Here is a 22194-nt window from a genome sequence, read left to right as displayed (position 1 = left end):
GCCGGCTTGATCCGGCCACGACCCGGCGCGCCGGTAGCCCGGCCGCGGCCTTATGACCCCCGGCACGTTCGGCCCGGTTCCCCGCCCCCTTATGTTCCCTGCCCCTTAGGTTCGCTGCCCCCTGAGTTTCCCTGGCCCCTGATGGAGAGCCGGCGGCGGGAATGCCGAGGGCCCGGTGCTGCAGCCCTGGCCCGGTTCAAGGAACCGGGTGGGAGCACCAAAACACTGCAAACCGTCCCGTCAGCGGCCGCTAGTTGGGCTGCCCGGATTCCTTCCCAAGCCGTTCGAGGGCAGCCATGGCGACCACGGGATCGGTGGTGGGCCAAAATGGCGGCAACGCCGCCCGGAGGAATCCGCCATAGCGTTCGGTGGACAGCCGTGAATCCAGCACAGCCACCACTCCCCTGTCCGTGGTGGTCCGGATCAGCCGGCCTGCGCCCTGGGCCAGGCGGATGGCGGCGTGGGTCGCGGAAACGCTCATAAAGCCGTTGCCTCCGGCCTGTGCCACGGCGCGGGACCGGGCAGTCATCAGCGGGTCATCGGGACGCGGAAACGGAATCCGGTCGATCACCACGAGGCGGCAGGAGGCGCCGGGCACGTCAACGCCCTGCCACAGGGACATGGTGCCAAAGAGGCAGGTGTCCGGTTCATCGGCGAACTGTTTTACAAGCGCGGTCATGGTCGAGTCGCCCTGGCATAGGATGCTGACGTCCAGCCGCGGCCGCATCGCCTCGGCTGCGTCCTCGGCGGCGCGGCGGGACGAAAACAGGCACAGCGCCCCGCCGCCGGAGGCGCGGATGAGCTTCTCGAGTTCGTCGAGGGCTTCCGGGGACGTGCCGCGGCCGGGCTTGGGCAGGTGCTTGGCGACGTAGAGAATGCCTTGTTTGGGGTATTCGAAGGGTGAACCGACGTCGACGCCGGTCCAGCTGGGGGCCCCGGGGCCGACCAGGCCCAAGCCGCCGGCGGCGGGTTCGAACGCGGAGCCGATCGCCAGGGTCGCGGAGGTCAGGATTACAGTGTGGTCCGCGAAGAGGCCCTCACGGAGCCGGCCGGCGACACTGAGCGGAGCGATGTTGACCAGGGCGGGCGCGGACTCGTCGGGCTGGGAGTAGCCCTGCTGCGGGTCAAAGGTGCTGTTGCGGGAAAACCAGACCACTTCACGGTTTTCCCGCGCCGCCAGCAGCCGTTCGCATAGCTCCAGGATCACCATCAGGCGCGAGCGCGCCAGCTGGCGGCCGCCGTCGGCCGTGTTGGCGCTGTCCCCCTTGGAATCCGAGAGGGCCGCGCGGCACGCGTCCCGCAACTGGTCGACACAGTCCAGCTGTTCACTGTTTAACCCGTTCGGCATCAGCCCGCCGGGGACGCCCTCAATGGCAAGTTCCAGGTTGGCGGCGGCGTTGTTCAGCGCGTCCACCGTAATGCCGGTGTGCTTCCGGGCCCCGGACGCGGCGGCGTGCACCATCGCGACGGAGAGCTGGCCGGAGACCGCGCCGGTCACGCGGTCCTGGAGTTCATGGGCCTCATCGACCACCACAACATCGTATTCCGGCAGCACTGCGAGGCCCTCGAAGGCGCTGACCGCCAGCATGGCGTGGTTGGTGACAACAACGTCGGCGTCCGCGGCGTTCTGGCGGGCGAGTTCGCTGAAGCACTCTGCCGCCAGCGGGCATTTTTGCGCGCCAAGGCACTCCATCGAGGTAACTGAGACCTGCCGCCACGCACGGTCGGTGACCCCTGGCAAAAGCTCATCCCGGTCTCCCGTCGAGGTGTCCTCGGCCCAGTCGCGGAGCCGGACGACCTCCTTGCCGAGCTGGGAGGACGGGCCGCCCATCGCGGCGGCAAAATGCGGCACGGAGGTATCCTCCCCGAGCGAGAAGAGCTGGCCTTCGGACGGCTCTTCCGAAGGGAAGCCGCCGTCGAGCTTATGCCGGCACACGTAGTTGGACCGTCCCTTGACGAGGGCAATTTTGACCGGCCGGTCCAGCGCCGGGGTGATGGTCTTCAGCAGCCGGGGCAGGTCCCTGCCAACGATCTGGGTCTGCAGGGCGAGGGTGGCGGTGGAGACCAGTGTGGGCTTGTCGCTGACCAGCGAGTGGGCGATCAGCGGGATCAGGTACGCGAGGGATTTGCCGGTGCCCGTGCCGGCCTGGACCAGCAGGTGGTCGCCGCTGTCAATCGCGTGCGCCACCTGCCGGGCCATCTCGTGCTGGCCGTCCCGGCTCTGGCCGCCCATTCCCGCCACGGCGCGGTCGAGCAGTTCGACGACGAATTCCGCACCGGCCCGGGCACCTGTTCGAGCCGGCGGCTTTGCGTCCGGTTCAGTCCCGGCAGGGTCCACCGCCGCCGGGACCGCCGTGGCCGCGTCCTCCGCTGCCCGGGCGGTTCCCGCCGGGTGGTCCGTGTCGGCTTCCGCCCCGGTCACCGCTGCCTCAGTCATTGCTGATGAACGAATCCAGTTCAGCGGCGAAGCCTTCACGCACCATCACCACGGCACGGGTGCCTGCTTCCTCGTGGTCCAGGCTAAGGATTTCGGCGTCGGTCTCGTGCAGCTTGCTGAGCAGGTCCCCGCGGTTGTAGGGAATCATGAGTTCCAGCTTCACGCTGGGCCGCGGGATGCCTTCGCTGATGGCTTTGAGAAGTTCCGGGATACCCTCCCCGGTGCGTGCCGACGCCACAATGTGGCGAGGTTCGCGCTGCTTAAGCCGTTCGATCACAAAGGGGTCGGCGGCGTCGGCCTTGTTCAGGACGATGATTTCCGGCACCTTGCGGGCATCGACTTCGCTGAAGACGGCCCGGACGGCCGCGATCTGGCCTTCCGGATCCGGGTGCGAGACATCCACGATATGCAGGATCAGATCCGCGTCCGCGACTTCCTCCAGGGTGGAGCGGAATGCCTCCACGAGCTGGGTGGGCAGCGAACGGACGAAGCCGACGGTATCTGCCAGCGTGTAGCCCAGGCCGTCCGAGGTTTCGGCTTTGCGCACCGTCGGATCCAGCGTGGCGAACAGGGCGTTCTCCACCAGGACTCCGGCGTCGGTCAGGCGGTTCAGCAACGAGGACTTGCCGGCATTGGTGTACCCGGCGATCGCTACCGACGGCACGGAATTGCGACGGCGGTTGGCCCGTTTGGTTTCCCGCGCCGGCTTCATTGCTGCGATTTCACGGCGCAGCTTGGCCATCCGGGTGCGGATCCGGCGGCGGTCCAGTTCAATCTTGGTTTCACCGGGACCACGCGAACCCATGCCGGCGCCGGCGCCGCCTACCTGGCCACCGGCCTGGCGTGACATCGAGTCGCCCCAGCCGCGCAGCCGTGGAAGCAGGTATTCGAGCTGCGCGAGTTCCACCTGGGCTTTACCCTCGCGGCTCTTGGCATGCTGGGCAAAGATGTCCAGGATCAGGGCCGTCCGGTCGATGACCTTGACCTTGACGATGTCCTCCAGGCTGCGGCGCTGCGAGGGTGCCAGTTCGGCGTCGACGACGACGGTATCCGCGCCGGTGGACATCACAATGTCCTTGAGCTCCTGGGCCTTACCGGAGCCGAGAAAGGTACCGGGATCGGGTTTGGGGCGGCGCTGGACGATCCCGTCGAGGACCTCCGAACCCGCGGTCTCGGCCAGTGCGGCGAGTTCGCGGAGCGAATTCTCGGCATCCGCGAGGGTCCCTTCGGTCCAGAGCCCGGCCAGGACGACGCGCTCAAGTCGAAGTTGGCGGTATTCGACTTCGGTGACGTCTTCAAGCTCGGTGGAAAGCCCGGCGGTCCGGCGCAGTGCGTGCCGTTCCTCGAGGTCCTGTTGGTCGCCGTCGTAGCTGCTGTGCTCTTCGCCCCGCCGGGAAATGGCCTGCGCCTTGCCGAGCACCGAGGCGGGCGCACCGGCAGTCTGGGCTGGCTCCCGGGCAGGGTTGTCCTTGGCGAGGATCCGGTCGATGACAGCCTGGATTTCCGCAGGACTCATGTCCTGGGCTGCTGAATCGGGTCCGGTGTTGGGCTGACTGGTCATGGTCTCCTTTAGAGGTTTGGCAGTTTCAGAATAGTGCCGATCGGTGCTGCGTGGGGCGGTATTCGCGCTGGGCTGACGACTATTGGTCAAACGGGACTCCTGGGTTGCCTGAGGCAACGGCGCTTCGGGCATAAAGGGCTCCTCATCGGAGCGGCGGGAAAGGGAACAGGCACGGTTGGCGCCTTGAGAAGGACGAGAAGCTTCGCAGGCCGCGCCGCAATAAGCACTGCCAATCTCCAAGTGGGACGGGCGCCAGCGGTGGGTCCATGTCGGGAGCATCGTGGGTGGCGCGCTGAGCGGAAGGTGACTACCTGCGTCGCTGCGGGGACGGGATTTAACCCGGGCCATTTAATCCGAGCCTTTAACCCGGGCCTCTAACCCGCGCCTTTTAACCCGCGCCGGCTACTTGAAGTTCAAGAACATGCTTTTAAGCCTAGCAGACGGCGAAGTTCCCCCGGACCGGACGCACTGGCCTCCGCCCGGCGGCGCACCTGGCTCCTGCCGGTTTCCCATCCGCGCAGGCAGGCAACTAATCTGGCAGGTTATGGAGTCTGTACACTATTTCACCGCCCAGCCGGCCGGGCCGTTCACCCGCAAGCCACTCACAGTGGAACTGGCCGGGGCAACCCGGCAATTGCAGACGTCCTCGGGCATCTTCAGCCCGGACGGTGTCGACAAAGGCACTGCCGTGCTGCTGGCCGAGGCCCCGGCGCCGGCGCCGCAGGGGACATTGCTGGACATCGGTTGCGGCTGGGGCGCGATCGCGCTGACTATGGCCCTGCGGGCACCCCACTCACACGTCTACGCCGTCGACGTCAACGAACGCTGTGTGACCCTGAGCAACGAAAACGCGGCGCTGCTGGGACTGAAGAATGTCACGGCCAGCACGCCCGACGCCGTCGACCCTGAGCTTCGCTTTGACACCATCTGGTCCAACCCGCCGATCCGGATCGGCAAGGACGAGCTGCACGCACTCCTGCTCCGGTGGCTGCCGCGGTTGGTTCCGGGCGGCTCAGCTTGGCTGGTAGTGCAAAAGAACCTCGGTGCCGATTCCCTTCAGCGCTGGCTCGCAGCGGAGCTGGACAGCGGCTTCACCGTGACCCGGGAGAGCACGTCGAAGTCGTTTCGAATCCTTCGGGTCAGGAAAGCGTCCCACTAGCGACGATCACGGCGGGGCCGCTGAGTTCGACATGCTCGTGCCCCTCCGCGCCGAGGAAGAACTTCACGCCGACCACACCACCGGGGACGTGGACGTTCCAGGCGTCCGGGGCGCCCTGGCCGGCCCAGTGGCGGATCGCGACGGCCGCGGCGCAGGCGCCGGTGCCGCACGACTGGGTTTCCCCGACTCCGCGCTCATATACGCGCATCGTGATGGTACCGACGCCCTCGTGGACCAGCGGCTCGGCGGGAACCACGAATTCGACGTTGGTGCCGTGCGGCGGTGCAGGGTCAACGTGGGGTGCGGTAAAGAGCTGCGTGCCATCCAGTTCAGCGGCTTCTGCCAACGCCACAACGGTATGCGGGTTGCCCATGCTGACGGAGAGCGCCGGCCGTGCCACTTCCAACCCTGCGGCGCTGACCAGCGAATCCATGGACCGGGCGGTGGCCTCACCCGGGAAAATGAATTCCCAGGGGCCCATGTCCACCGCGTAGCCGGACGCGGTGCGAACGACTGTCTTGGCGCCGCCCCGGGTGCCGATGGTCGTTGCTTCGCCGGCCGGAAGCTCAATCAGGCCTTCACTGACCAGGAAGTGGACAAAGACGCGGACACCGTTGCCGCACATCTCCGACAGTGAGCCGTCGCCGTTGCGGTAGTCCATAAACCACTCGGCCTGGGGGTTTTGCGTCAACAGTTCGCGGCCCTCGGCGAGCAGCCGGGACGGGACGGCGCGAATCAGTCCGTCCCCGCCGATTCCCAGATGACGGTCACACAGTGCGACAACCTGCTCCGGGGTGACCGCCAGGGTGCCGTGGGGGTCTGCGAGCAGAACAAAGTCGTTGCCCGTCCCGTGGCCTTTGGAAAACTTCAGCCCGCCCAGGGCTGCACTGTCCCCGGAGGGTTTACGGTCAGCGGCCACGGCCAAGTCTTCATCCATGCACCAAGGGTACCGTCGCGGGGCGTGCCGCTGGAAAACGGCCGTGGCACCACGATCCGGTCACTCGGCTCCGCCGCAAAGCGCGGCGGCCTTGGCCAACAGTTCCGGGTCCTGCCAGTCGAGCCAGCCTATTCGGGGGTCGGCGCGGAACCAGGTGAGTTGGCGCCGGGCAAACTGCCGGGTCGCGACGATGGTTTCCGCCACTGCCTGGGCTGGGTCGGATTCGCCGTCGAGGACCTTGAGGAATTGCGCATAGCCGAGGGCCCGGGGTGCTGTTCTGCCCCGCCGGAGTCCGGCCGCATCCAGCCTGCTGACCTCGTTCAGCAGCCCGCGGTCAGCCATGGTGTGTACCCGGCGGGCGAGCCGTTCCCGGAGCCGTTCACGGTCCACCTCGAGCCCGATCTGGACGGCCGGCTGGAAGTACTCGCGGCTGGGCATAAAGGAGCTGAAAGGCCGCCCGGTCAGCTCGAACACCTCCAGGGCGCGGACAATCCGGCGCGCGTCGCCGAGCCGGCCCGCGGAAACCGGGTCCACGCCTTCGAGCCGCGCACGCAAAAGCGCCGGTCCGTCGTTTTCCAGTTCGGTCTCCAGCCTGCTCCGGATGACCGGATCGGTGCCGGGGAATTCCAGCACGTCAAGGGCTGCGCGGACGTAGAGACCGGATCCCCCTGCCAGGATGGCGCGTTTGCCGCGGGCATGGATGGCGGCAATGAGCCCTCGGGCGTGCTGCTGGAAGTCGGAGACGCTGGCTTCCTCGGTCACGTCCAGGATGTCCAGAAGGTGGTGCGGCACTCCCCTGCGTTCGGCCTCGGTGATTTTCGCGGTGCCAATGTCCATGCCTCGATAGAACTGCATCGAGTCGGCATTGATGACTTCGCCGTCGAGTTCCAGCGCCAGCGAGACGGCAAGATCGGACTTGCCGGAGCCGGTCGGCCCGACGACGGCGATCACCGGCATTCCCGGCGTGGCGCCGGTTCCCGCGACAGGTTCCAGGCCGGCCGGGGCGTCCTGCGAGGCTTTCACGGGCTAGCTGCTGCGCACGGGCAGTGCCGGCATGCCCAAGGACACACCCTTCGTTCCGGCTGACGATGCCGGGGCGGGGGCGCCGCAGGAATCCGCCTGCGACCTGTCCCAGGCGTCGCCGGCGCGGGAACGGCGAAGACTGAAGTCCGCCACGGTCGCCGGGTCGGCGACGAGGTGGAACGCCGCTGCCCCGGTGATGGTCACCGTAACGAGGTCACCGGGGCGCGGCGTCTCGGCGCCGTCAGGCACGGAGAAGTGGACCAGCCGCTGGTCCTGTGCCCGGCCGGAGAGCCGATGGGTTTCCTCGGACTTACGCCCGGCATGGGCGGTGACCATCACCTCGACGCGCCGGCCGAGCTGGCGGGCGTTCTCCTCGGCCGCAATCCTGTCCTGCAGTGCGGTAAGGCGTTCGAAACGCTCCTGCACAACGGCTTTGGGGAGCTGGTCCGGCAGCTCCGCGGCGGGCGTTCCCGGCCGCTTGGAGTACTGGAAGGTAAAGGCTGTGGCGAAGCGGGACTTCTCCACAACGTCCAGGGTGGCCTGGAAGTCCTCCTCGGTTTCGCCGGGGAATCCGACGATAATGTCAGTGGAGATGGCGGCGTGCGGAATCTTTGCTCGGACCTTGTCCAGGATGCCGAGGAACTTGGTGGACCGGTACGACCGCTTCATCTCCTTGAGGACCTTGTCCGAGCCGGACTGCAGTGGCATGTGCAGTTGCGGCATCACGTTCGGGGTCTCGGCCATGGCGTCGATGACGTCGTCTGAAAAAGCGGCGGGGTGCGGGCTCGTGAAGCGCACCCGTTCCAGGCCCGGGATATCACCGCAGGCGCGCAGCAGTTTGGAAAACGCCTGCCGGTCACCGAACTCCACGCCGTAGGAATTCACGTTTTGGCCCAATAGGGTTACTTCGATCGCCCCGTCGGCCACGAGCGCCTGAATCTCGGCCAGAATGTCTCCCGGGCGGCGGTCCTTTTCTTTGCCGCGCAGGGCCGGGACGATGCAGAAGGTGCAGGTGTTATTGCACCCAACGGAGATCGATACCCAGCCGGAATACACCGAGTCGCGTTTGGTGGGCAGTGTGGAAGGGAAAACGTCGAGCGACTCGAGGATTTCCAGCTGTGCTTCGTTGTTGTGGCGGGCCCGTTCCAGCAGCGCCGGCAGGGCGCCGACATTGTGTGTTCCGAAGACGGCGTCCACCCACGGAGCCTTTTTCAGGATGGTGTCCCGGTCCTTCTGCGCCAGGCATCCCCCGACGGCGATCTGCATTCCCGGGTTGGCGGCTTTGACCGGCGCCAGCATGCCGAGATTGCCGTAAAGCTTGTTGTCGGCGTTTTCCCGCACGGCACAGGTGTTGAAGACCACAACATCGGCGAGGTCGCCGGCGGCCGGAACATAGCCTGCCGCTTCGAGCATTCCGGACATCCGCTCGGAGTCGTGCACATTCATCTGGCAGCCGTAAGTGCGCACCTGGTAGGTGCGGGGCGGCACAGGCACCGGCCCGTCGCCGGGTGCCGACGAGGCGTCCGTGGAAGGGGTGTTGCCGGCTGCTGGGGAGGGAATGGTCAAACTCACCTGTTAAGGGTACCGGGTCGGCGCCGTGCCGGGGTTTCCCAGGATTCCGGCCCGGACCCTGCAACGGCCGCATCCAGCACTTCGCCGACGATCCGGAACGCCAGGGAAGGTTGGTAGCCCTTGCGGGCGAGCATGGACGCCAGCCTGCGGGTGGTTTTGTCGCGCTCTGCGCGGTCCGCGAAGCCGGTCAGGCCGCGGAGTTTCCGTCGTACCAGTTCGCGGCCCGCATCTTCCTCGGCCGCGTCGCTGAGCTGTTCGAGGGCAGCGGCGGCGGTGTCCGAGTCGATGCCCTTCTCGGTGAGTTCGCGCCGGAGTGCCCCTTTGGCGAGTTTGCGGCTCTGCGAACGGGACCGCACCCACATGTCTGCGAAATCCGCGTCGTCGATGAGCTTCACTTCTTCGAAACGGTCGAGCACGGCGTTGGCAACGTCGTCGGGTACGTCCCGTTCCGCGAGCTTGCGGGCAAGCTGCAGCCGGGTCTTGGGCGCGCTGGTCAGCTGCCGGAGCACAATTGCACGGGCAAGGGCCGCCGGGTCCGCGCTAACCCCGGCATCCCTCTCGTTGGCGGGGGCAGGGCTCCGGGCGGGGAACCCTGCCCCCTGGCGCGGCCGGCGGTTAGAAGCCGTCAACGGCCTTCAGCTTTGGGGATGCTTCGGTCTCGGCGGGGGCCTTCACTCCGACGCCCAGCTTCTCCTTGATAAGCCGTTCCAGCTCGGTGGCCAGCTCGGGGTTATCGCGCAGGAAACGCCGGGAGTTTTCCATTCCCTGGCCCAGCTGGTCACCGTCGTACGTGAACCAGGACCCGGACTTCTTGATCAGCCCGTGTTCAACACCCATGTCGATGATGCCGCCCTCGCGGGAGATCCCCTGGCCGTAAATGATGTCGAACTCGGCGATCTTGAAGGGCGGTGCCATTTTGTTCTTAACGATTTTGGCCTTGGTGCGGTTACCGACGGAGTCCGCGCCCTCCTTCAGGGTCTGGATCCGGCGAACGTCGATGCGGATGGACGCGTAGAACTTCAGCGCCTTGCCACCGGTGGTGGTTTCCGGGGACCCGAAGAAGACGCCGATCTTTTCGCGCAGCTGGTTGATAAAAATTGCCGTGGTCTTGGTCTGGCTTAGACGGCCGGTAATTTTTCGGAGGGCCTGGCTCATCAGTCGGGCCTGCAGACCCACGTGGCTGTCGCCCATGTCGCCTTCGATTTCCGCGCGGGGAACAAGCGCCGCGACGGAGTCGATAACGATAACGTCCAGGGAGCCGGAGCCGATCAGCATGTCCATGATTTCCAGGGCCTGCTCGCCGGTGTCCGGCTGGGAGACCAGCAGCGCATCGGTGTCGACGCCTAGCTTGGCGGCATATTCGGGATCCAGTGCGTGTTCGGCGTCGATGAATGCGGCGATGCCGCCCAGGCGCTGGGCATTGGCGACAGCGTGCAGTGCCACGGTGGTCTTACCGGAGGATTCCGGACCGTAGATTTCCACAACGCGGCCCCGCGGCAGGCCGCCAATTCCCAGCGCAACGTCCAAGGCGATGGAGCCGGTGGGAATGACCTCGATCGGCGCACGGACTTCGTCGCCCAGGCGCATTACCGAGCCCTTGCCGAACTGCTTGTCAATCTGGGCAAGCGCTGCGTCGAGCGCCTTCTGGCGATCCGGGGCTGCGGCCATGGTTCACACCTCTAATACTTTCTCGCTGTGGAGTGGCCGTTTCGGGCCCTGTGTACTGTTCCTGATCTGCGGTCACGATCAGTTTGCGGTCGATACTGAAACTACCGGCACCCACCGACAGAGTTGTCTGCCTGCCCCGCATATGTGGAAAAAGCTCTAAAAAAAGCATAGCCCTACCCGAACAGATATTCGAACAATCGGCGCGGCGTGTCAGTCGTTCGCCGCCACGGCGTGGCCGCAGGGCCGGACCCTTCGTTCGGCCGCACGGGGTCTGCGTCAGCGGGGTTTGACGTCCCGGCCCAGCCGCCGCTCGGGCGGCACATCCTGGACGTCGCACAGCGCCAGCCATACCTGCCGGGGGGCAACGCCGGCGCCCAGGGCCTGGTCGGCGGTCCGGCCGCCGACACCGGCCAAGACGAGGGAGCTGCCAAGGACACGGGAGTACCCGGCCCCGAATTCGTCGTCCATGAGGCGCCAAAAGTCACTGATTCGCACCCCTAGAGTCTCTCACGGTGCCCCGGGGACTCTAGAATGGTGGCCATGAGCATTCCCGCCGCAGGCCCTGGGTTCCCCGGCGTCACTGATAACTCCACCGACGCGGCGCTGACCGACGTCGAGCACCAGTTGAGCCTGCTCTGGCGCCGCGCGCGGTCCATCTCGCACCACCTCTCGCGCCAGGTCCACCCCGACATGGAGCCGGCGGCCTACGGACTGCTGATTGTCATCCGCCGCCAGGGTTCCATGCGGCTGACCGAACTTGCCTCCAGCCTCGGTGTCGGAAAGCCCTCTGTGAGCCGGCAGGTCGCCTTCCTCGAACGCCTCGGCCTGGTCTCCAAGGAAGCCGATCCGCTCGACGGCCGCGCCCAGATGATCCGGCTGACGCCGGTGGGTGAGGAAAGGATGCATGAGGTGCAGGACGCGCGGCGCGAAGTGTTCCGCGAACGGCTTGGCGAGTGGCCGCCGGAAGAACTGCAGACCCTTTCACGCTACATTGCAAAGCTCAACGCGACCTACGAGCGTGACGGTTTTCCCCGCGACGAACCGCAGTAGCTGCCTCGTTCCACCCCACCGGACACACAAAGGACCCCGGCACACCGCCGGGGTCCTTTGTCGAGTGGTTCCAGTCGGGGCTAGCGTGCCCCGGAGAGGAGGCCCTTGGCCAACTCATCGTTGAGCTCGGAGTTTAGCGCACGGTCCAGGTCACGGCCGTAGCGCTGGGCGAACTCCTGCGGGACGGTGTCCGGAACCGCAACGCCTTCGGCGACGGCAACACGGTCACTGACTTCGCGGAGCATACCGGAGAGCGGAACATCCAGGGCCGAGCAGATCGAGGAGAGCAGCTCCGAGGAGGCTTCCTTCTGGCCCCGTTCCACCTCACTCAGGTAGCCCAGGGACACTCGGGCACTGTGCGAGACTTCGCGGAGGGTACGGCCTTGGCGTTGGCGGACGTCGCGCAGAACATCACCGATTTCGTGACGAAGTACAACCATTTTGCGCTCCTTCTGTTCGCTCTTAGCCTGATCGGCGAGGCCCACATCCTTCCAGCGGACAACGCCGTTAACGGATACGGGCTGCTTTACCATCTGTATCGCCTTGCTCCCTCTTTATGTCGAGCCCGCCGGTCACAGCGGACACTGATGATGCTTTCATCCTAGGCGCCTCCTATCTACGGAAGCGACATAATGTAACAACTATTCGCAGTGCAGATTTGTTCCCGGCAACTTTACGCCCGGTCGCCTTCGCCTGCCAGTATCTCAAGGAGCCGTTCCAGCGCGGCGGCACAGGCCTGGCCGCGGATTTCCGGCCGGTTGCCCTCGAAGCTGTAGGCGTACGACGTCGCACCCTCCGCCGTGGCGACGCCGATAAAAACGGAACCCACGTCCTTGCCGCCGTGCGGCTCGGGGCCGGCAACCCCGGTAGTGGAGATCCCGACGTCGGCTCCGCAGATTCTGCGTGCCCCCGCCGCCATGGCTTCGGCAACCCGGCCGTCGACGGCTCCGACGGTCTCGAGCAGTTCCCGGGATACCCCCAGGACGTCGGCTTTTACGGTGTTCTGGTAGGACACCACACCGCCCTGGAGCATGCCGGAGGCACCGGGGGTGTCGGCCAGCATCGCGGCGACCATGCCGGCGGTGAGGGATTCGGCCGTGGCGACGGTCAGTCCGCGGCCGATCGCTCCGGCGACGGCCTCTTCGGCCAGCCGATGCAGGTTAATCGCGGGGTGGAGACTGCTCATGACCTTCCCTCCAGCTTCTTTTGTTGCTGCGCCCGGATGCCGCTGGCGCGCAGCTTGAGGGCCTCGATGACATATTCTCCGCCGGTCCAAACGGTTATCGCGAGGGCCGCCATCATAACCACAAAGGCCACAACGCCAAGCCACGGGGCGATCGGGGCCAGCGGAAGGATGTAGAGGAAGATCGCCGCCGTCTGGGTGACGGTCTTGAGTTTCCCGCCGCGCGAGGCCGGAATCACGCCGTAGCGGATAACAACGAAGCGCAGGGCGGTGATGCCCCATTCCCGGACCAGGATCAGGATGGTGACCCACCAGGGCAGCTCCTGCAGCAGCGAGAGCATCACAAGAGCCGAGCCGATCAGCAGTTTGTCCGCGATCGGGTCGGCGATCTTGCCAAAGTCGGTGATCAGGCCGCGGCTGCGGGCAATGTCACCGTCGAGCTTGTCAGTGTAGATCGCAACGGCGAAAGTCGCCCCGGCGATCCAGCGCCATACGCCGTTCTGGGCGACGAGCCCGGGGGCATCGAGCAGCAGGAACCAGACGAAAAACGGCACCATCACTATCCGCAGCATCGTCAGGATGTTGGGCAGATTCCAGATCCCGGAAGCGGATCCGGTGCTGTTTGCTTCGGCGCTAGTCACGTTCCTAGGCTACCGTCCGGTGAGCGACCAGGCGTCCTCGGAACCGCCGTCGTCCTCGGTGGGGCCACCACCGGAGCCACCGTCGGCGCCGTCGTAGTACTCCGTGGCCGGCGTACGACGGTCCAAGTCGGCGGCGACGAGGTCCTCCGCGTAGCCGCCCTGGGCGATGTTCGCGTTGGCGTTCTCGCTCAGCGCTGCGGTCTGCGAATCGGCCGTGGCCGGCACCTCCATGCCCTTCATGGCAGCCAGCACAGTGGCGAGGTCATCTGGCTTAACCAGGACGTCGCGGGCTTTGGAACCCTCGGAGGGGCCCACCACACCGCGGGATTCGAGCAGGTCCATCAGCCGGCCGGCCTTCGCGAAGCCGACGCGCAGCTTGCGCTGCAGCATCGAGGTGGAACCGAACTGGGTGGTGACCACCAGCTCGGTGGCCTGCAGCAGCACCTCGAGGTCGTCCCCGATGTCGTCGTCGATCTGTTTCTTCGGCGCTTCCGGGGCCACGTCATCGCGGTATACGGCCTTGAGCTGGCCCTTGACGTGCTCGACCACCTTGTGGATTTCGGACTCGGTGACCCAGGCACCCTGGACACGCATGGCCTTGGACGCACCCATCGGCAGGAACAGGGCGTCGCCCTGGCCGATCAGTTTCTCGGCGCCCGGCTGGTCCAGCACCACCCTGGAATCGGTGACCGAGGACGTGGCAAATGCCATCCGGGACGGCACATTGGCCTTGATCAGGCCGGTGACGACGTCCACGGAGGGACGCTGGGTGGCGAGCACCAAGTGGATGCCGGCAGCACGGGCCAGCTGGGTGATGCGGACAATCGAATCCTCGACGTCGCGCGGGGCGACCATCATCAGGTCGGCGAGCTCGTCCACGATGATCAACAGGTAGGGGTAGGGCCGGATGACCCGTTTGGAGCCCTCGGGCGGGTGGACTTTCCCCGCACGGACGGCCTTGTTGAAATCGTCGATGTGTTTAAAGCCGTAGTTGGCGAGGTCGTCGTAGCGGGCGTCCATTTCGCGGACCACCCACTGCAGGGCCTCGGCGGCCTTTTTGGGGTTGGTGATGATTGGAGTGATGAGGTGCGGGACACCTTCATAGGCGGTGAGCTCCACCCGTTTGGGGTCCACCATAACCATCCGGACCTCGTCGGGTGTGGCACGCATCAGGATGGAGGTGATCATCGAGTTCACAAACGAGGACTTGCCGGCACCGGTGGCCCCGGCGACCAGCAGGTGCGGCATCTTGGCAAGGTTGGCCACAACGTAGCCGCCCTCGACGTCCTTGCCGACTCCCATGACCATCGGGTGCTCCGTGCGCCGCGCGTTTTGGCTGCGGAGCACGTCACCGAGGGACACCGTCTCGCGGTCCGTGTTGGGGATCTCAATTCCGATCGCCGACTTGCCCGGGATGGGGCTCAAGATGCGCACATCGGAGCTCGCAACGGCGTAGGAGATGTTTTTGGAGAGCGCCGTGACGCGCTCCACTTTGGTGCCCGGGGAGAGTTCAATCTCGTAGCGGGTCACCGTGGGGCCGCGGCTGAAGCCGGTGACCTGGGCGTCCACGTTGAACTGGTTCAGGGTTTCCGTCAACGAAGCGACAATCGCGTCGTTGGCTTCCGTGCGCTCCTTCGGGATGGAGCCGGGGGTCAGGACGTCCGACGGCGGCAGCGTGTACGTAACGTCGCCGGCAAGCGATAGCTGCTCCGTACGCTGCGGGATGGGGGTGGGCAGCGGTGCCAGGGCCACCGGATTCGCGGGGACCTTTGATGCGGCACCTAAGGCCGCGGCGCCGGGGGCCGGCGCGGCGGGATTCAGCGATCCTGCGGCGACCATCCCCGGCGTGACCAGCGGGATCGCCTCGGTGGCGTTTTCCCCGGCCGCTCCTGCAACTGTGGCCGCGGCGCTCCCCAAACCCTGGGCTGCCTTGATCTTTTCGATGGCTAGCTCCGCCTGGGTGGGGCGTCGCACCCCGGGGGCGACGGATGTGGCGTCCTTCGCGGCGCGGGCGGCTTCGGCTTCCTCGTCCGCCACTAGTGCCCGCTCGAACGCTTCGTCGCCGACGTAGCCTTCGAGCCCGGACTCGTCCTCGTGGTCCTTGCCGAAAAGACGGCGGCGCTTCTTTTTCGGCGGCGCAGGGGTGCTGTTTTCGTCCAGGTAGCTGCGGTCGTGGCGGCCGCCGGTGCTGTCGCCGCCGGTGTTGCCGTCGTCGGTGTACTGATCTTGCAGGTCGATGCCCATAAGGTGCTCGTACGCGGCGTGCAACCGGCCCGGAATGGCGCCGAACGGCGTGGCGGTGACAATCAGCAGGGACGTAAAAGCAAGCACGCTGTAGACGGCCAGCGGAACAGCGGGGTGGATGGCGGCAAGCGGGGCCGCGGCAAGGTAGCCGAGCATTCCGCCGGCTCGGCGCAGTCCGTCGAAGCCTTCAGCAACGGTAGGCTGCCCGCCAATGACGTGGGCCAGGCCGGAACCGGCGAAGGCCATGATCAGGAAACCGATCCCGATCCGGTTGTTGCCGCGGCCGTCGACGGGCTGGCGGAACAGCCGAAAGGCACAGACCACGAGCATCAGCGGCAGCAGCAGCGACATCCAGCCGAAGGTGCCGTTGACGATTCCGTACACCATGTCCGGGAACCAGCCCTGAAAACCCCACCAGGCAAAGGTGGCGACGAAGACCCCTAGTGCGAGGTTGAACAGGGCTGCGCCGTCGCGGCGGTCCCCGGGGTCGAGGTCGCTGACGTCGTAGCCGATCCGGCGGATACCCGCTCCCACAACGTGGGCAACACCCAGCCAGGCACCGGCTGCAACCCGGACCGGCCAGGGCTGTTTGGGTTCGACGACGGCCAGCTGGCGGGTGCGCGAGGCGCCAGTTGAACCGGAGGGCTTGCTGGTTTTGGACGCAGCCGAACCGGAGCCCCGGGTCGAAGAGCTGCCTGATTTACCGCTGGGGTTTCCTCTAGGCGCGGAGGAAGTACGTGTCGCCATACCCGTTACGGTACCCGACTTCGGGCCGAAAACCGCGGATTTCCGGGCCTTCGAGAGCTCCATGTTGCCGGCCGGAAACGCACAACGGCCCTCCCGGTCCGCCGCAAGCGCTAGCCAGCGGCAGGCCGGGAAGGCCGTCGTTAGGTAATGCCGGCGCTTAGGCCTCCAGGACCACCGGGATGATCAGGGGCTTGCGGCGGAGCTTGCGGTTGACCCAGGTACCAACCACGCGGCGAACGACCTGCTGCAGCTGGTGGGTGGTGTGGTCCGAGCGGTTGAGCACGGCCTCTTCCAAGGCGGCGTTGATCTTGGGGATGATCTCGTCAAAGACCGAGTCGTCCTCGGCCACGCCGCGGGCGTGGATCTCGGGTCCGGAGACGACCTTGCCGGTGGCGCGGTGGATCACGGTGATGATGGAAATAAATCCTTCGTCGCCGAGTGTCTGACGGTCCTTGAGGTCAGATTCCGTGACTTCCCCGACGCTGGAGCCGTCGACGTAGACGAAGCCGACTTCGACCTGGCCGACGATGTCGGCCTGGTGGTCACGGAGATCGATGACCGTTCCGTTGTCCGCGAGAAGGATGCTCTCTTCCGGGACACCGGAGTCCAGGGCAATCTTGCCGTTGGCGATCAGGTGCCGGGTCTCACCGTGCACCGGCATCGCGTTGAGCGGCTCGAGGATGTTGTAGCAGTACAGCAGCTCGCCGGCCGCGGCGTGGCCGGAGACGTGCACCTTGGCGTTGCCCTTGTGGATAACGTCGGCACCGAGCTTCAGCAGGCCGTTGATGATGCGGAAGACGGCGTTCTCGTTGCCCGGGATGAGGCTGGAGGCGAGGATGACAGTATCGCCCTGGCCGACGACGACACGGTGGTCACCGTTGGCCATGCGGGACAGGGCCGCCATCGGCTCGCCCTGGGAACCGGTGGACATCAGGACCACACGGTTGTCCGGCAGGTTGTCGATGTTCTTGATGTCGACGAGGATGCCCGGCGGCACGTCGAGGTAGCCGAGCTTCTCGGCGATGGCCATGTTGCGGACCATGGAGCGGCCGACGAAGGCAACCTTGCGGTTGTGGTTGGCGGCGGCGTCCAGGACCTGCTGGACGCGGTGCACATGCGAGGAGAACGACGCGACAATCAGGCGCTTGGACGCCTGGCCGAAGAGCCGGTCCAGGGTCGGGCCGATTTCCTTTTCGGCGGTGGTGAAGCCGGGCACGTCGGCATTGGTGGAGTCCGACATAAACAGGTCCACACCTTCTTCGCCCAGTTTGGCGAAGTGGCGGAGATCGGTGATGCGGCCGTCCAGCGGCAGCTGGTCCATCTTGAAGTCGCCGGTGTGCAGCACGGTTCCGCCGGGCGTGCGCAGGAACACGGCAAGGGCGTCAGGGATCGAGTGGTTGACGGCCACGAATTCGCATTCGAACGGCCCGAATTTCTGGACCTGGCCCTCGACGACGGTCTGGGTGACCGGCTTGATCCGGTGCTCCTGCAGCTTCGCCTCGATGAGCGCCAGGGTCAGCTGGGATCCCACCAGGGGAATGTCTGCCCGCAGCCGCAGCAGGTAGGGAACAGCGCCGATGTGGTCCTCGTGGCCGTGGGTCAGGACGACGGCAACGATGTCATCGACGCGGTTCCGGATGTAGGAGAAATCGGGCAGGATCAGGTCCACGCCGGGCTGGGTTTCCTCAGGAAAGAGGACGCCGCAGTCGACAATCAGCAGCTTTCCGTCGATTTCGAAGACTGTCATGTTGCGGCCAATCTCCCCGAGGCCGCCGAGCGGAACGATCCGCAGGGTGTCCTTGAGCAGTTTCGGCGGCGTAACAAGGCCGGGAAGGGCGGTTTGGGTCATAATGCACTACTTTCCAGGCGGTTACCGGAATGGTCTTTACTTATCAGAAACAAACACCTGATCAGGAAAAGAGCATTCCGGCTTCCGCCAAGTCCTCGCGGATGGATTCGATCTCAGCTTCGTCCGGCTCCACGAGGGGCAAACGGACAACCGAGTTGGGCAGGACTCCCTGCCACTTAAGAACTTGCTTCGCAGCAACAGCACCCTGGATATGGGTCATCACTGCACGGACCACAGGGTCCAGTTCGAAATGTATGGTGCGGGCGGCGGCGAAGTCGCCCGCAAGTGCGGCATCGATCATGGCGCGGAACTGCCGCGTTGCGACGTGCGCGGTGACGCTGACGAGTCCGGCGGCTCCGGCTGCCATCCAGGGCAGCGTGAGCCCGTCATCGCCGGAGTAGACGTCAAGGTCGGTGTTCGCGAGGACCCGGGTGACGGCGGCAAAGTCGGCCTTGGCGTCCTTGAGCGCAACGATGTTGGGGTGGTCCGCGAGCCGGATCATGGTTTCCGGCAGGATCGGGACGCACGCGCGGCCCGGGATGTCATAGACCATTACCGGAAGATCGGCGGCGTTGGCGACGGCTTCGATGTGGGCCTGGATGCCGGCCTGGCTTGGCTTGTTGTAGTACGGGGTGACGATCAGCTGGCCGTGGGCTCCGGCCTTGGCGGCGCGCTTGGCCATCTCGATCGAATGCGAGGTGTGGTTGGTGCCGGTTCCGGCAATGACCTTGGCGCGGTCCCCTACGGCCTCGACGATAACCCGGAAGAGCTTTTCCTTCTCGTCGTCTTCCAGTGTCGAGGTCTCCCCCGTTGTGCCGGAGATGACCAGCGCATCGTGGCCGTCATCGACGAGCTTGTTGGCCAGTTCCGCGTTCAGCTCGTAGTCGACCTCGCCGGCGGAAGTGAAAGGCGTGACCATGGCGGTTACGAGGGATCCGAACATACGAGAACGAGCGCGAGAGTCAGCCATACGAAAAACGTTACCCTGTCCCCGGCATGATATGACAATGGCCGCGACGTGATGAAGATCAAAGCCGGCCCCAAAACCCGTGCGGGAACCGGCCGGACACGCCGCGGCTGCGGCGGCAAAGGACTCTCAGGCGGCCGTGCCAGCACCGCCCGGCGGGGTGGCGCAGTAGCGGCCGACCGCACTTTCCCGCAGGGACTCGGCCCACACCGCGAGGCGCTGGGCCGCCCGGACATAGTGGAATAGCTCCGCCGGGGTGAGGGATTCGAGGTCGGTCTCGGCCAGTCGGCGCGCTAATTCCGGCCCCGGGGCCTGCGCTGCGAGGGCGGTGCCTTCCCGGTGCCACTGGACATCCTCTGCCGATTCGCCGGCAATCAATTGCCGGAAGAGGAAATCCACGACGCCGGGACTCATCGCTTTGAGGACCCCGGACGCCGCATCCGGGCCGCACTGACCTGCTCGGGTGGATCCCGGGGCTGCGGACTCTGGAGTGTTGTTCATGACCCCATACTATTCGAACATATATTCGAATTCAAGGCTCCCCGGCCGCGCGGCTTTTCGACCGGCCCCGCACCGGCAGTATGAGACGATCAAAGCATGACGCCGCGCGGAATGGCTTCCCCACCCGGGACGGCACGGGGCAGGGGCAGGAACAGTTCCAGGGGTACCGGCGGTAAGTCCGGAACCCGCCTCCCAGGCATTGATGCCGCCCGCGGACTGGCTCTCCTGGGCATGATGGCCACCCATATTCTTCCCATCTTCGAAGCCGATGCCCAACTCACACCCACCTGGGTGGGCTTGGTGTTTTCCGGGCGCGCCTCGGCACTGTTCGCGGTCCTTGCGGGGATCGGGCTTGCCCTCTCAACCGGTAAACAGCATCCCTTCCAGGGTCCGCAACTGTGGGCGGCTCGGCGGGGAATCGCCCTGCGCGCCCTGGTGGTCGCCGCAGTCGGGCTCTCCATCGGCGGACTGGAGGTTAATATAGCCATCATCCTGGTCCACTACGCCGTGCTGTTCCTGTGCGTGCTGCCGTTCCTCGGCCTGGACGTCAGACGCCTGCTGGTTCTTGCCGCCGGCTGGGTGCTCGTGACCCCGGCGCTCGCTTTCCTGTTGCGGCCGTGGCTGCTCACCGCGATGCCTCGGCTGCAGCTGGGCCACAACCCGGAGTGGGGGGACCTGTCCACCCCCGCCGTGCTGTTGGGGGACCTTTTTTTCACCGGCTATTACCCGGTGCTGCAGTGGATCACCTACCTGCTGATCGGACTCGCGATCGGCCGCCTGGCGCTGACCACGGCGTTGGTCCCGGTCCTGCTGCTGGCAGCCGGAACCCTGGTGGCGGTCGCAGCCAAGTGGCTCGGCGTGGTGCTAATGGAGGACTGGGGCGGCCGGGCGGCGCTGCAGGCGTCCCTGCTGAATCCGTCCTATCCGCTGGAGAGCCTCCTGCAGGTCAACCTGGCCGGCGTGGACCAAACCGGCTCCGCCTGGTGGCTCGCCTCCAGCGCACCCCATTCGGGCAGCACCCTGGATCTGCTGCACACCTCGGGGGTGGCGGCCGCAGTCGTTGGAGTCTGCCTGTTGCTTGGCCGGCTGGTCGTGCGCACCGGGGTGGATCTGCTGCTTGCGTTGCGGGGTGCCGGTGCCATGACACTGAGTCTCTACACGGCCCACCTGTGCGTGATGGCCGCGTTGTACGGCCAGACCCTACCGGCGGGGTGGACGGTCGAGGGCGTGTACTGGGCGCAGGCCGGGGCAGCCCTGGTTGTTGGCGGAATCGTCGCGGCCCTGGCCTGGCGGGGTCCGCTGGAGTGGGTGGCTCATGCCGCCAACCAGCTCGGCCGCTTCCAGCCGGCCCGCCTCCGCTGACCGGGTTTCAGGCCCTGCCGTTGCCGTTGCCGTTGCCGTTGCCGTTGCCGTTGCCGTTGCCGCCACGATACAGCCGGAGTGCGTCGCGCATCGAGGAGCGCGCCCGTTTCCGGTCTCCCGCGGCGTCATAGGCGCAACTGAGCCGGAACCAGGAGCGCCAGTCTGCCGGCGCAGCCTCCGTTTCGGCGCGGTACTTTTCGAATTCACGGTCCGCCGCATCGCGGATGATCCGCCCCGCCGGGGTGCGCGGCAGGTTGTCTTCCGGCAGGCCGCCCTCGGCCTCGAGGATTTTCGCCAACCGTTCGGTCCGGGCGCCGAAGAGCAGCTCCCGGGCAAGGGCCCAGGCTCCGATAACCGGCAGGACCAGGTAGGCGGCCCCAATCGCCTTGGCCATCGGGTTGGCGTCCGTCATCAGCAACACCGAGCGCTGGAAGGACACCACCAGGTAGAAGACCAGCAGGAGCGTCACGGCACCCACCCAGATCTTGGTGCGGTTGGCTTTGACGAGCGTGAGGACATTGGCCATAGCGCTCAGAGCCCCAGGTCCAGGTAGCCGTCGAGGCCCACGGTGAGGCCCGGATTCGCGGCCACGCTGCGCACACCCAGCAGCACACCGGGCATAAAAGAGGACCGGTCGAAGGAATCGTGCCGGAAGGTCAGCTGCTCACCCGGCCCGCCAAGCAGGACTTCCTGATGTGCCACGAGGCCCCGGAGCCGGACACTGTGGACGCGGACTCCGTCGACGTCGCAGCCGCGCGCGCCGGACAGGCCGGTGGTGGTGGCGTCGGGGCTGGCGGGCAGGCCTGCGTCTGCACGCTCGGCGGAGATCAGCTGCGCGGTGCGCACGGCGGTTCCGGACGGGGCATCCACCTTGTCCGGGTGGTGCAGTTCGACGATTTCGACGGATTCGAAGTAGCGCGAGGCCTTGGCCGCAAACGCGGAGGCGAGGACCGAGCCGAGCGCGAAGTTCGGTGCGATCAGGACCCCGACACCGGACCGGCCGGCGAGGAGCTGCTCGAGCCGGGCCAGTCGCGCCGCGTCCCAGCCTGTTGTCCCCACCACAGCGTGGATGCCGTGTTCAACGGCGTAGGTGACGTTCGCTTCCGTGCTTGCGGGGACCGTCAGGTCCACCACGATCCGGGCTCCGGCGCCGCTGAGGGTCTCCAGGGGATCGTTCCGGCCCAGCGCGGCCACAAGCTTCAGGTCCGCGGCGGCCTCGATGGCCCGCACCGCCTCGGCGCCCATGCGCCCGTTCGCGCCCAGCACGGCGACTGCGAGTTGTTCGGTCATGCC

20 protein-coding genes are annotated in these 22194 nt (G+C 66.3%); 3 read left to right on the top strand and 17 right to left on the bottom strand.

The genetic code is table 11. The features are described 5' to 3' along the window. Nucleotides 1-250 precede the first annotated feature (250 nt). Nucleotides 251-2437: an ATP-dependent DNA helicase gene (locus QK287_RS04225; protein ID WP_282359388.1), complete on the bottom strand. Its 2187-nt coding sequence runs from the start codon at nt 2435-2437 to the stop codon at nt 251-253. Continuing rightward, nucleotides 2430-3998, bottom strand: a complete 1569-nt coding sequence (hflX, locus tag QK287_RS04220; RefSeq protein WP_282359387.1) for a GTPase HflX — start codon at nt 3996-3998, stop codon at nt 2430-2432. Before hflX ends, QK287_RS04225 begins: the two co-directional genes overlap by 8 nt. 544 nt (nt 3999-4542) lie before the next feature. Between hflX and QK287_RS04215 the strand changes: the two genes are divergently transcribed. Continuing rightward, nucleotides 4543-5157 (top strand): methyltransferase, encoded by a 615-nt coding sequence (locus tag QK287_RS04215; protein ID WP_226774365.1) that lies wholly within the window; start codon nt 4543-4545, stop codon nt 5155-5157. On the opposite strand, the gene dapF is transcribed toward QK287_RS04215, so the two are convergent. The 6 genes from dapF to QK287_RS04185 form a co-directional block, all read right to left on the bottom strand. Continuing rightward, complete coding sequence (dapF, locus tag QK287_RS04210; protein ID WP_226774366.1) at nt 5138-6094, bottom strand: diaminopimelate epimerase; 957 nt, start codon at nt 6092-6094, stop codon at nt 5138-5140. The genes QK287_RS04215 and dapF overlap by 20 nt on opposite strands. A gap of 60 nt (nt 6095-6154) precedes the next feature. Then, the gene (miaA, locus tag QK287_RS04205; RefSeq protein WP_282359427.1) at nt 6155-7051 is read right to left on the bottom strand and encodes a tRNA (adenosine(37)-N6)-dimethylallyltransferase MiaA; all 897 of its coding nucleotides are present in this window, start codon (nt 7049-7051) and stop codon (nt 6155-6157) included. Between the two features lie 69 nt (nt 7052-7120). Next, nucleotides 7121-8689 carry a tRNA (N6-isopentenyl adenosine(37)-C2)-methylthiotransferase MiaB gene (gene miaB, locus QK287_RS04200; RefSeq protein WP_282359386.1) on the bottom strand — a complete coding sequence of 523 codons (1569 nt, stop codon included), beginning with the start codon at nt 8687-8689 and terminating at the stop codon, nt 7121-7123. Continuing rightward, nucleotides 8686-9201 carry a regulatory protein RecX gene (locus tag QK287_RS04195; protein WP_226774386.1) on the bottom strand — a complete coding sequence of 172 codons (516 nt, stop codon included), beginning with the start codon at nt 9199-9201 and terminating at the stop codon, nt 8686-8688. The genes miaB and QK287_RS04195 overlap by 4 nt, the downstream gene beginning before the upstream one ends. Nucleotides 9202-9304: 103 nt before the next feature. Next, nucleotides 9305-10357: a recombinase RecA gene (gene recA / locus QK287_RS04190; RefSeq protein WP_226774368.1), complete on the bottom strand. Its 1053-nt coding sequence runs from the start codon at nt 10355-10357 to the stop codon at nt 9305-9307. 276 nt (nt 10358-10633) lie between these two features. Next, on the bottom strand, nt 10634-10852 hold the full coding sequence (locus QK287_RS04185) for a DUF3046 domain-containing protein (RefSeq protein ID WP_226774369.1): 219 nt from the start codon (nt 10850-10852) through the stop codon (nt 10634-10636). A gap of 45 nt (nt 10853-10897) precedes the next feature. Between QK287_RS04185 and QK287_RS04180 the strand changes: the two genes are divergently transcribed. Further along, nucleotides 10898-11407 (top strand): MarR family winged helix-turn-helix transcriptional regulator, encoded by a 510-nt coding sequence (locus QK287_RS04180; RefSeq protein ID WP_226774370.1) that lies wholly within the window; start codon nt 10898-10900, stop codon nt 11405-11407. Between the two features lie 80 nt (nt 11408-11487). On the opposite strand, the gene QK287_RS04175 is transcribed toward QK287_RS04180, so the two are convergent. From QK287_RS04175 to QK287_RS04145, 7 genes are all read right to left on the bottom strand, one after another. Continuing rightward, nucleotides 11488-11940, bottom strand: coding sequence for a helix-turn-helix transcriptional regulator (locus tag QK287_RS04175; protein ID WP_282359385.1), 453 nt, complete (start codon nt 11938-11940; stop codon nt 11488-11490). Nucleotides 11941-12080: 140 nt separating this feature from the next. Continuing rightward, on the bottom strand, nt 12081-12593 hold the full coding sequence (locus tag QK287_RS04170; protein ID WP_226774372.1) for a CinA family protein: 513 nt from the start codon (nt 12591-12593) through the stop codon (nt 12081-12083). Then, nucleotides 12590-13231, bottom strand: a complete 642-nt coding sequence (pgsA, locus tag QK287_RS04165; RefSeq protein WP_282359384.1) for a CDP-diacylglycerol--glycerol-3-phosphate 3-phosphatidyltransferase — start codon at nt 13229-13231, stop codon at nt 12590-12592. The genes QK287_RS04170 and pgsA overlap by 4 nt, the downstream gene beginning before the upstream one ends. Before the next feature lie 9 nt (nt 13232-13240). Then, nucleotides 13241-16222 (bottom strand): DNA translocase FtsK, encoded by a 2982-nt coding sequence (locus QK287_RS04160; protein ID WP_282359383.1) that lies wholly within the window; start codon nt 16220-16222, stop codon nt 13241-13243. A gap of 157 nt (nt 16223-16379) precedes the next feature. Next, nucleotides 16380-18071 carry a ribonuclease J gene (locus QK287_RS04155; protein ID WP_226774375.1) on the bottom strand — a complete coding sequence of 564 codons (1692 nt, stop codon included), beginning with the start codon at nt 18069-18071 and terminating at the stop codon, nt 16380-16382. 61 nt (nt 18072-18132) lie between these two features. Continuing rightward, entirely contained in the window at nt 18133-19041 is a 909-nt protein-coding gene (dapA, locus tag QK287_RS04150) for a 4-hydroxy-tetrahydrodipicolinate synthase (RefSeq protein ID WP_253033224.1), read from the bottom strand. Nucleotides 19042-19167: 126 nt separating this feature from the next. Continuing rightward, nucleotides 19168-19539 (bottom strand): hypothetical protein, encoded by a 372-nt coding sequence (locus QK287_RS04145; RefSeq protein WP_282359382.1) that lies wholly within the window; start codon nt 19537-19539, stop codon nt 19168-19170. A gap of 111 nt (nt 19540-19650) precedes the next feature. Here QK287_RS04145 and QK287_RS04140 point away from each other — a divergent pair, with 111 nt between their 5' ends. Beyond that, on the top strand, nt 19651-20901 hold the full coding sequence (locus QK287_RS04140; RefSeq protein ID WP_226774378.1) for a heparan-alpha-glucosaminide N-acetyltransferase domain-containing protein: 1251 nt from the start codon (nt 19651-19653) through the stop codon (nt 20899-20901). A gap of 7 nt (nt 20902-20908) precedes the next feature. On the opposite strand, the gene QK287_RS04135 is transcribed toward QK287_RS04140, so the two are convergent. Next, nucleotides 20909-21427, bottom strand: a complete 519-nt coding sequence (locus QK287_RS04135) for a hypothetical protein (protein WP_282359381.1) — start codon at nt 21425-21427, stop codon at nt 20909-20911. A gap of 5 nt (nt 21428-21432) precedes the next feature. Then, entirely contained in the window at nt 21433-22191 is a 759-nt protein-coding gene (gene dapB / locus QK287_RS04130) for a 4-hydroxy-tetrahydrodipicolinate reductase (protein ID WP_282359380.1), read from the bottom strand. Nucleotides 22192-22194: the final 3 nt, after the last annotated feature.

The organism is Arthrobacter sp. AL05 (genome assembly GCF_029960715.1).
GTDB lineage: Bacteria > Actinomycetota > Actinomycetes > Actinomycetales > Micrococcaceae > Arthrobacter.
Note: the sequence above shows the minus strand (reverse complement) of the source record. Positions and strands in the feature narration are given on the sequence as shown.

Coding starts and splice junctions, on each gene's coding strand:
- QK287_RS04225 (WP_282359388.1), bottom strand. CDS start 2,437: ATGACTGAGGCAGCGGTGACCGGGGCGGAAGCCGACACGGACCACCCG.
- hflX (WP_282359387.1), bottom strand. CDS start 3,998: ATGACCAGTCAGCCCAACACCGGACCCGATTCAGCAGCCCAGGACATG.
- QK287_RS04215 (WP_226774365.1), top strand. CDS start 4,543: ATGGAGTCTGTACACTATTTCACCGCCCAGCCGGCCGGGCCGTTCACC.
- dapF (WP_226774366.1), bottom strand. CDS start 6,094: ATGGATGAAGACTTGGCCGTGGCCGCTGACCGTAAACCCTCCGGGGAC.
- miaA (WP_282359427.1), bottom strand. CDS start 7,051: ATGCCGGTGATCGCCGTCGTCGGGCCGACCGGCTCCGGCAAGTCCGAT.
- recA (WP_226774368.1), bottom strand. CDS start 10,357: ATGGCCGCAGCCCCGGATCGCCAGAAGGCGCTCGACGCAGCGCTTGCC.
- QK287_RS04180 (WP_226774370.1), top strand. CDS start 10,898: ATGAGCATTCCCGCCGCAGGCCCTGGGTTCCCCGGCGTCACTGATAAC.
- QK287_RS04175 (WP_282359385.1), bottom strand. CDS start 11,940: ATGGTAAAGCAGCCCGTATCCGTTAACGGCGTTGTCCGCTGGAAGGAT.
- QK287_RS04170 (WP_226774372.1), bottom strand. CDS start 12,593: ATGAGCAGTCTCCACCCCGCGATTAACCTGCATCGGCTGGCCGAAGAG.
- QK287_RS04160 (WP_282359383.1), bottom strand. CDS start 16,222: ATGGCGACACGTACTTCCTCCGCGCCTAGAGGAAACCCCAGCGGTAAA.
- QK287_RS04155 (WP_226774375.1), bottom strand. CDS start 18,071: ATGACCCAAACCGCCCTTCCCGGCCTTGTTACGCCGCCGAAACTGCTC.
- dapA (WP_253033224.1), bottom strand. CDS start 19,041: ATGGCTGACTCTCGCGCTCGTTCTCGTATGTTCGGATCCCTCGTAACC.
- QK287_RS04145 (WP_282359382.1), bottom strand. CDS start 19,539: ATGAACAACACTCCAGAGTCCGCAGCCCCGGGATCCACCCGAGCAGGT.
- QK287_RS04140 (WP_226774378.1), top strand. CDS start 19,651: ATGGCTTCCCCACCCGGGACGGCACGGGGCAGGGGCAGGAACAGTTCC.
- QK287_RS04135 (WP_282359381.1), bottom strand. CDS start 21,427: ATGGCCAATGTCCTCACGCTCGTCAAAGCCAACCGCACCAAGATCTGG.
- dapB (WP_282359380.1), bottom strand. CDS start 22,191: ATGACCGAACAACTCGCAGTCGCCGTGCTGGGCGCGAACGGGCGCATG.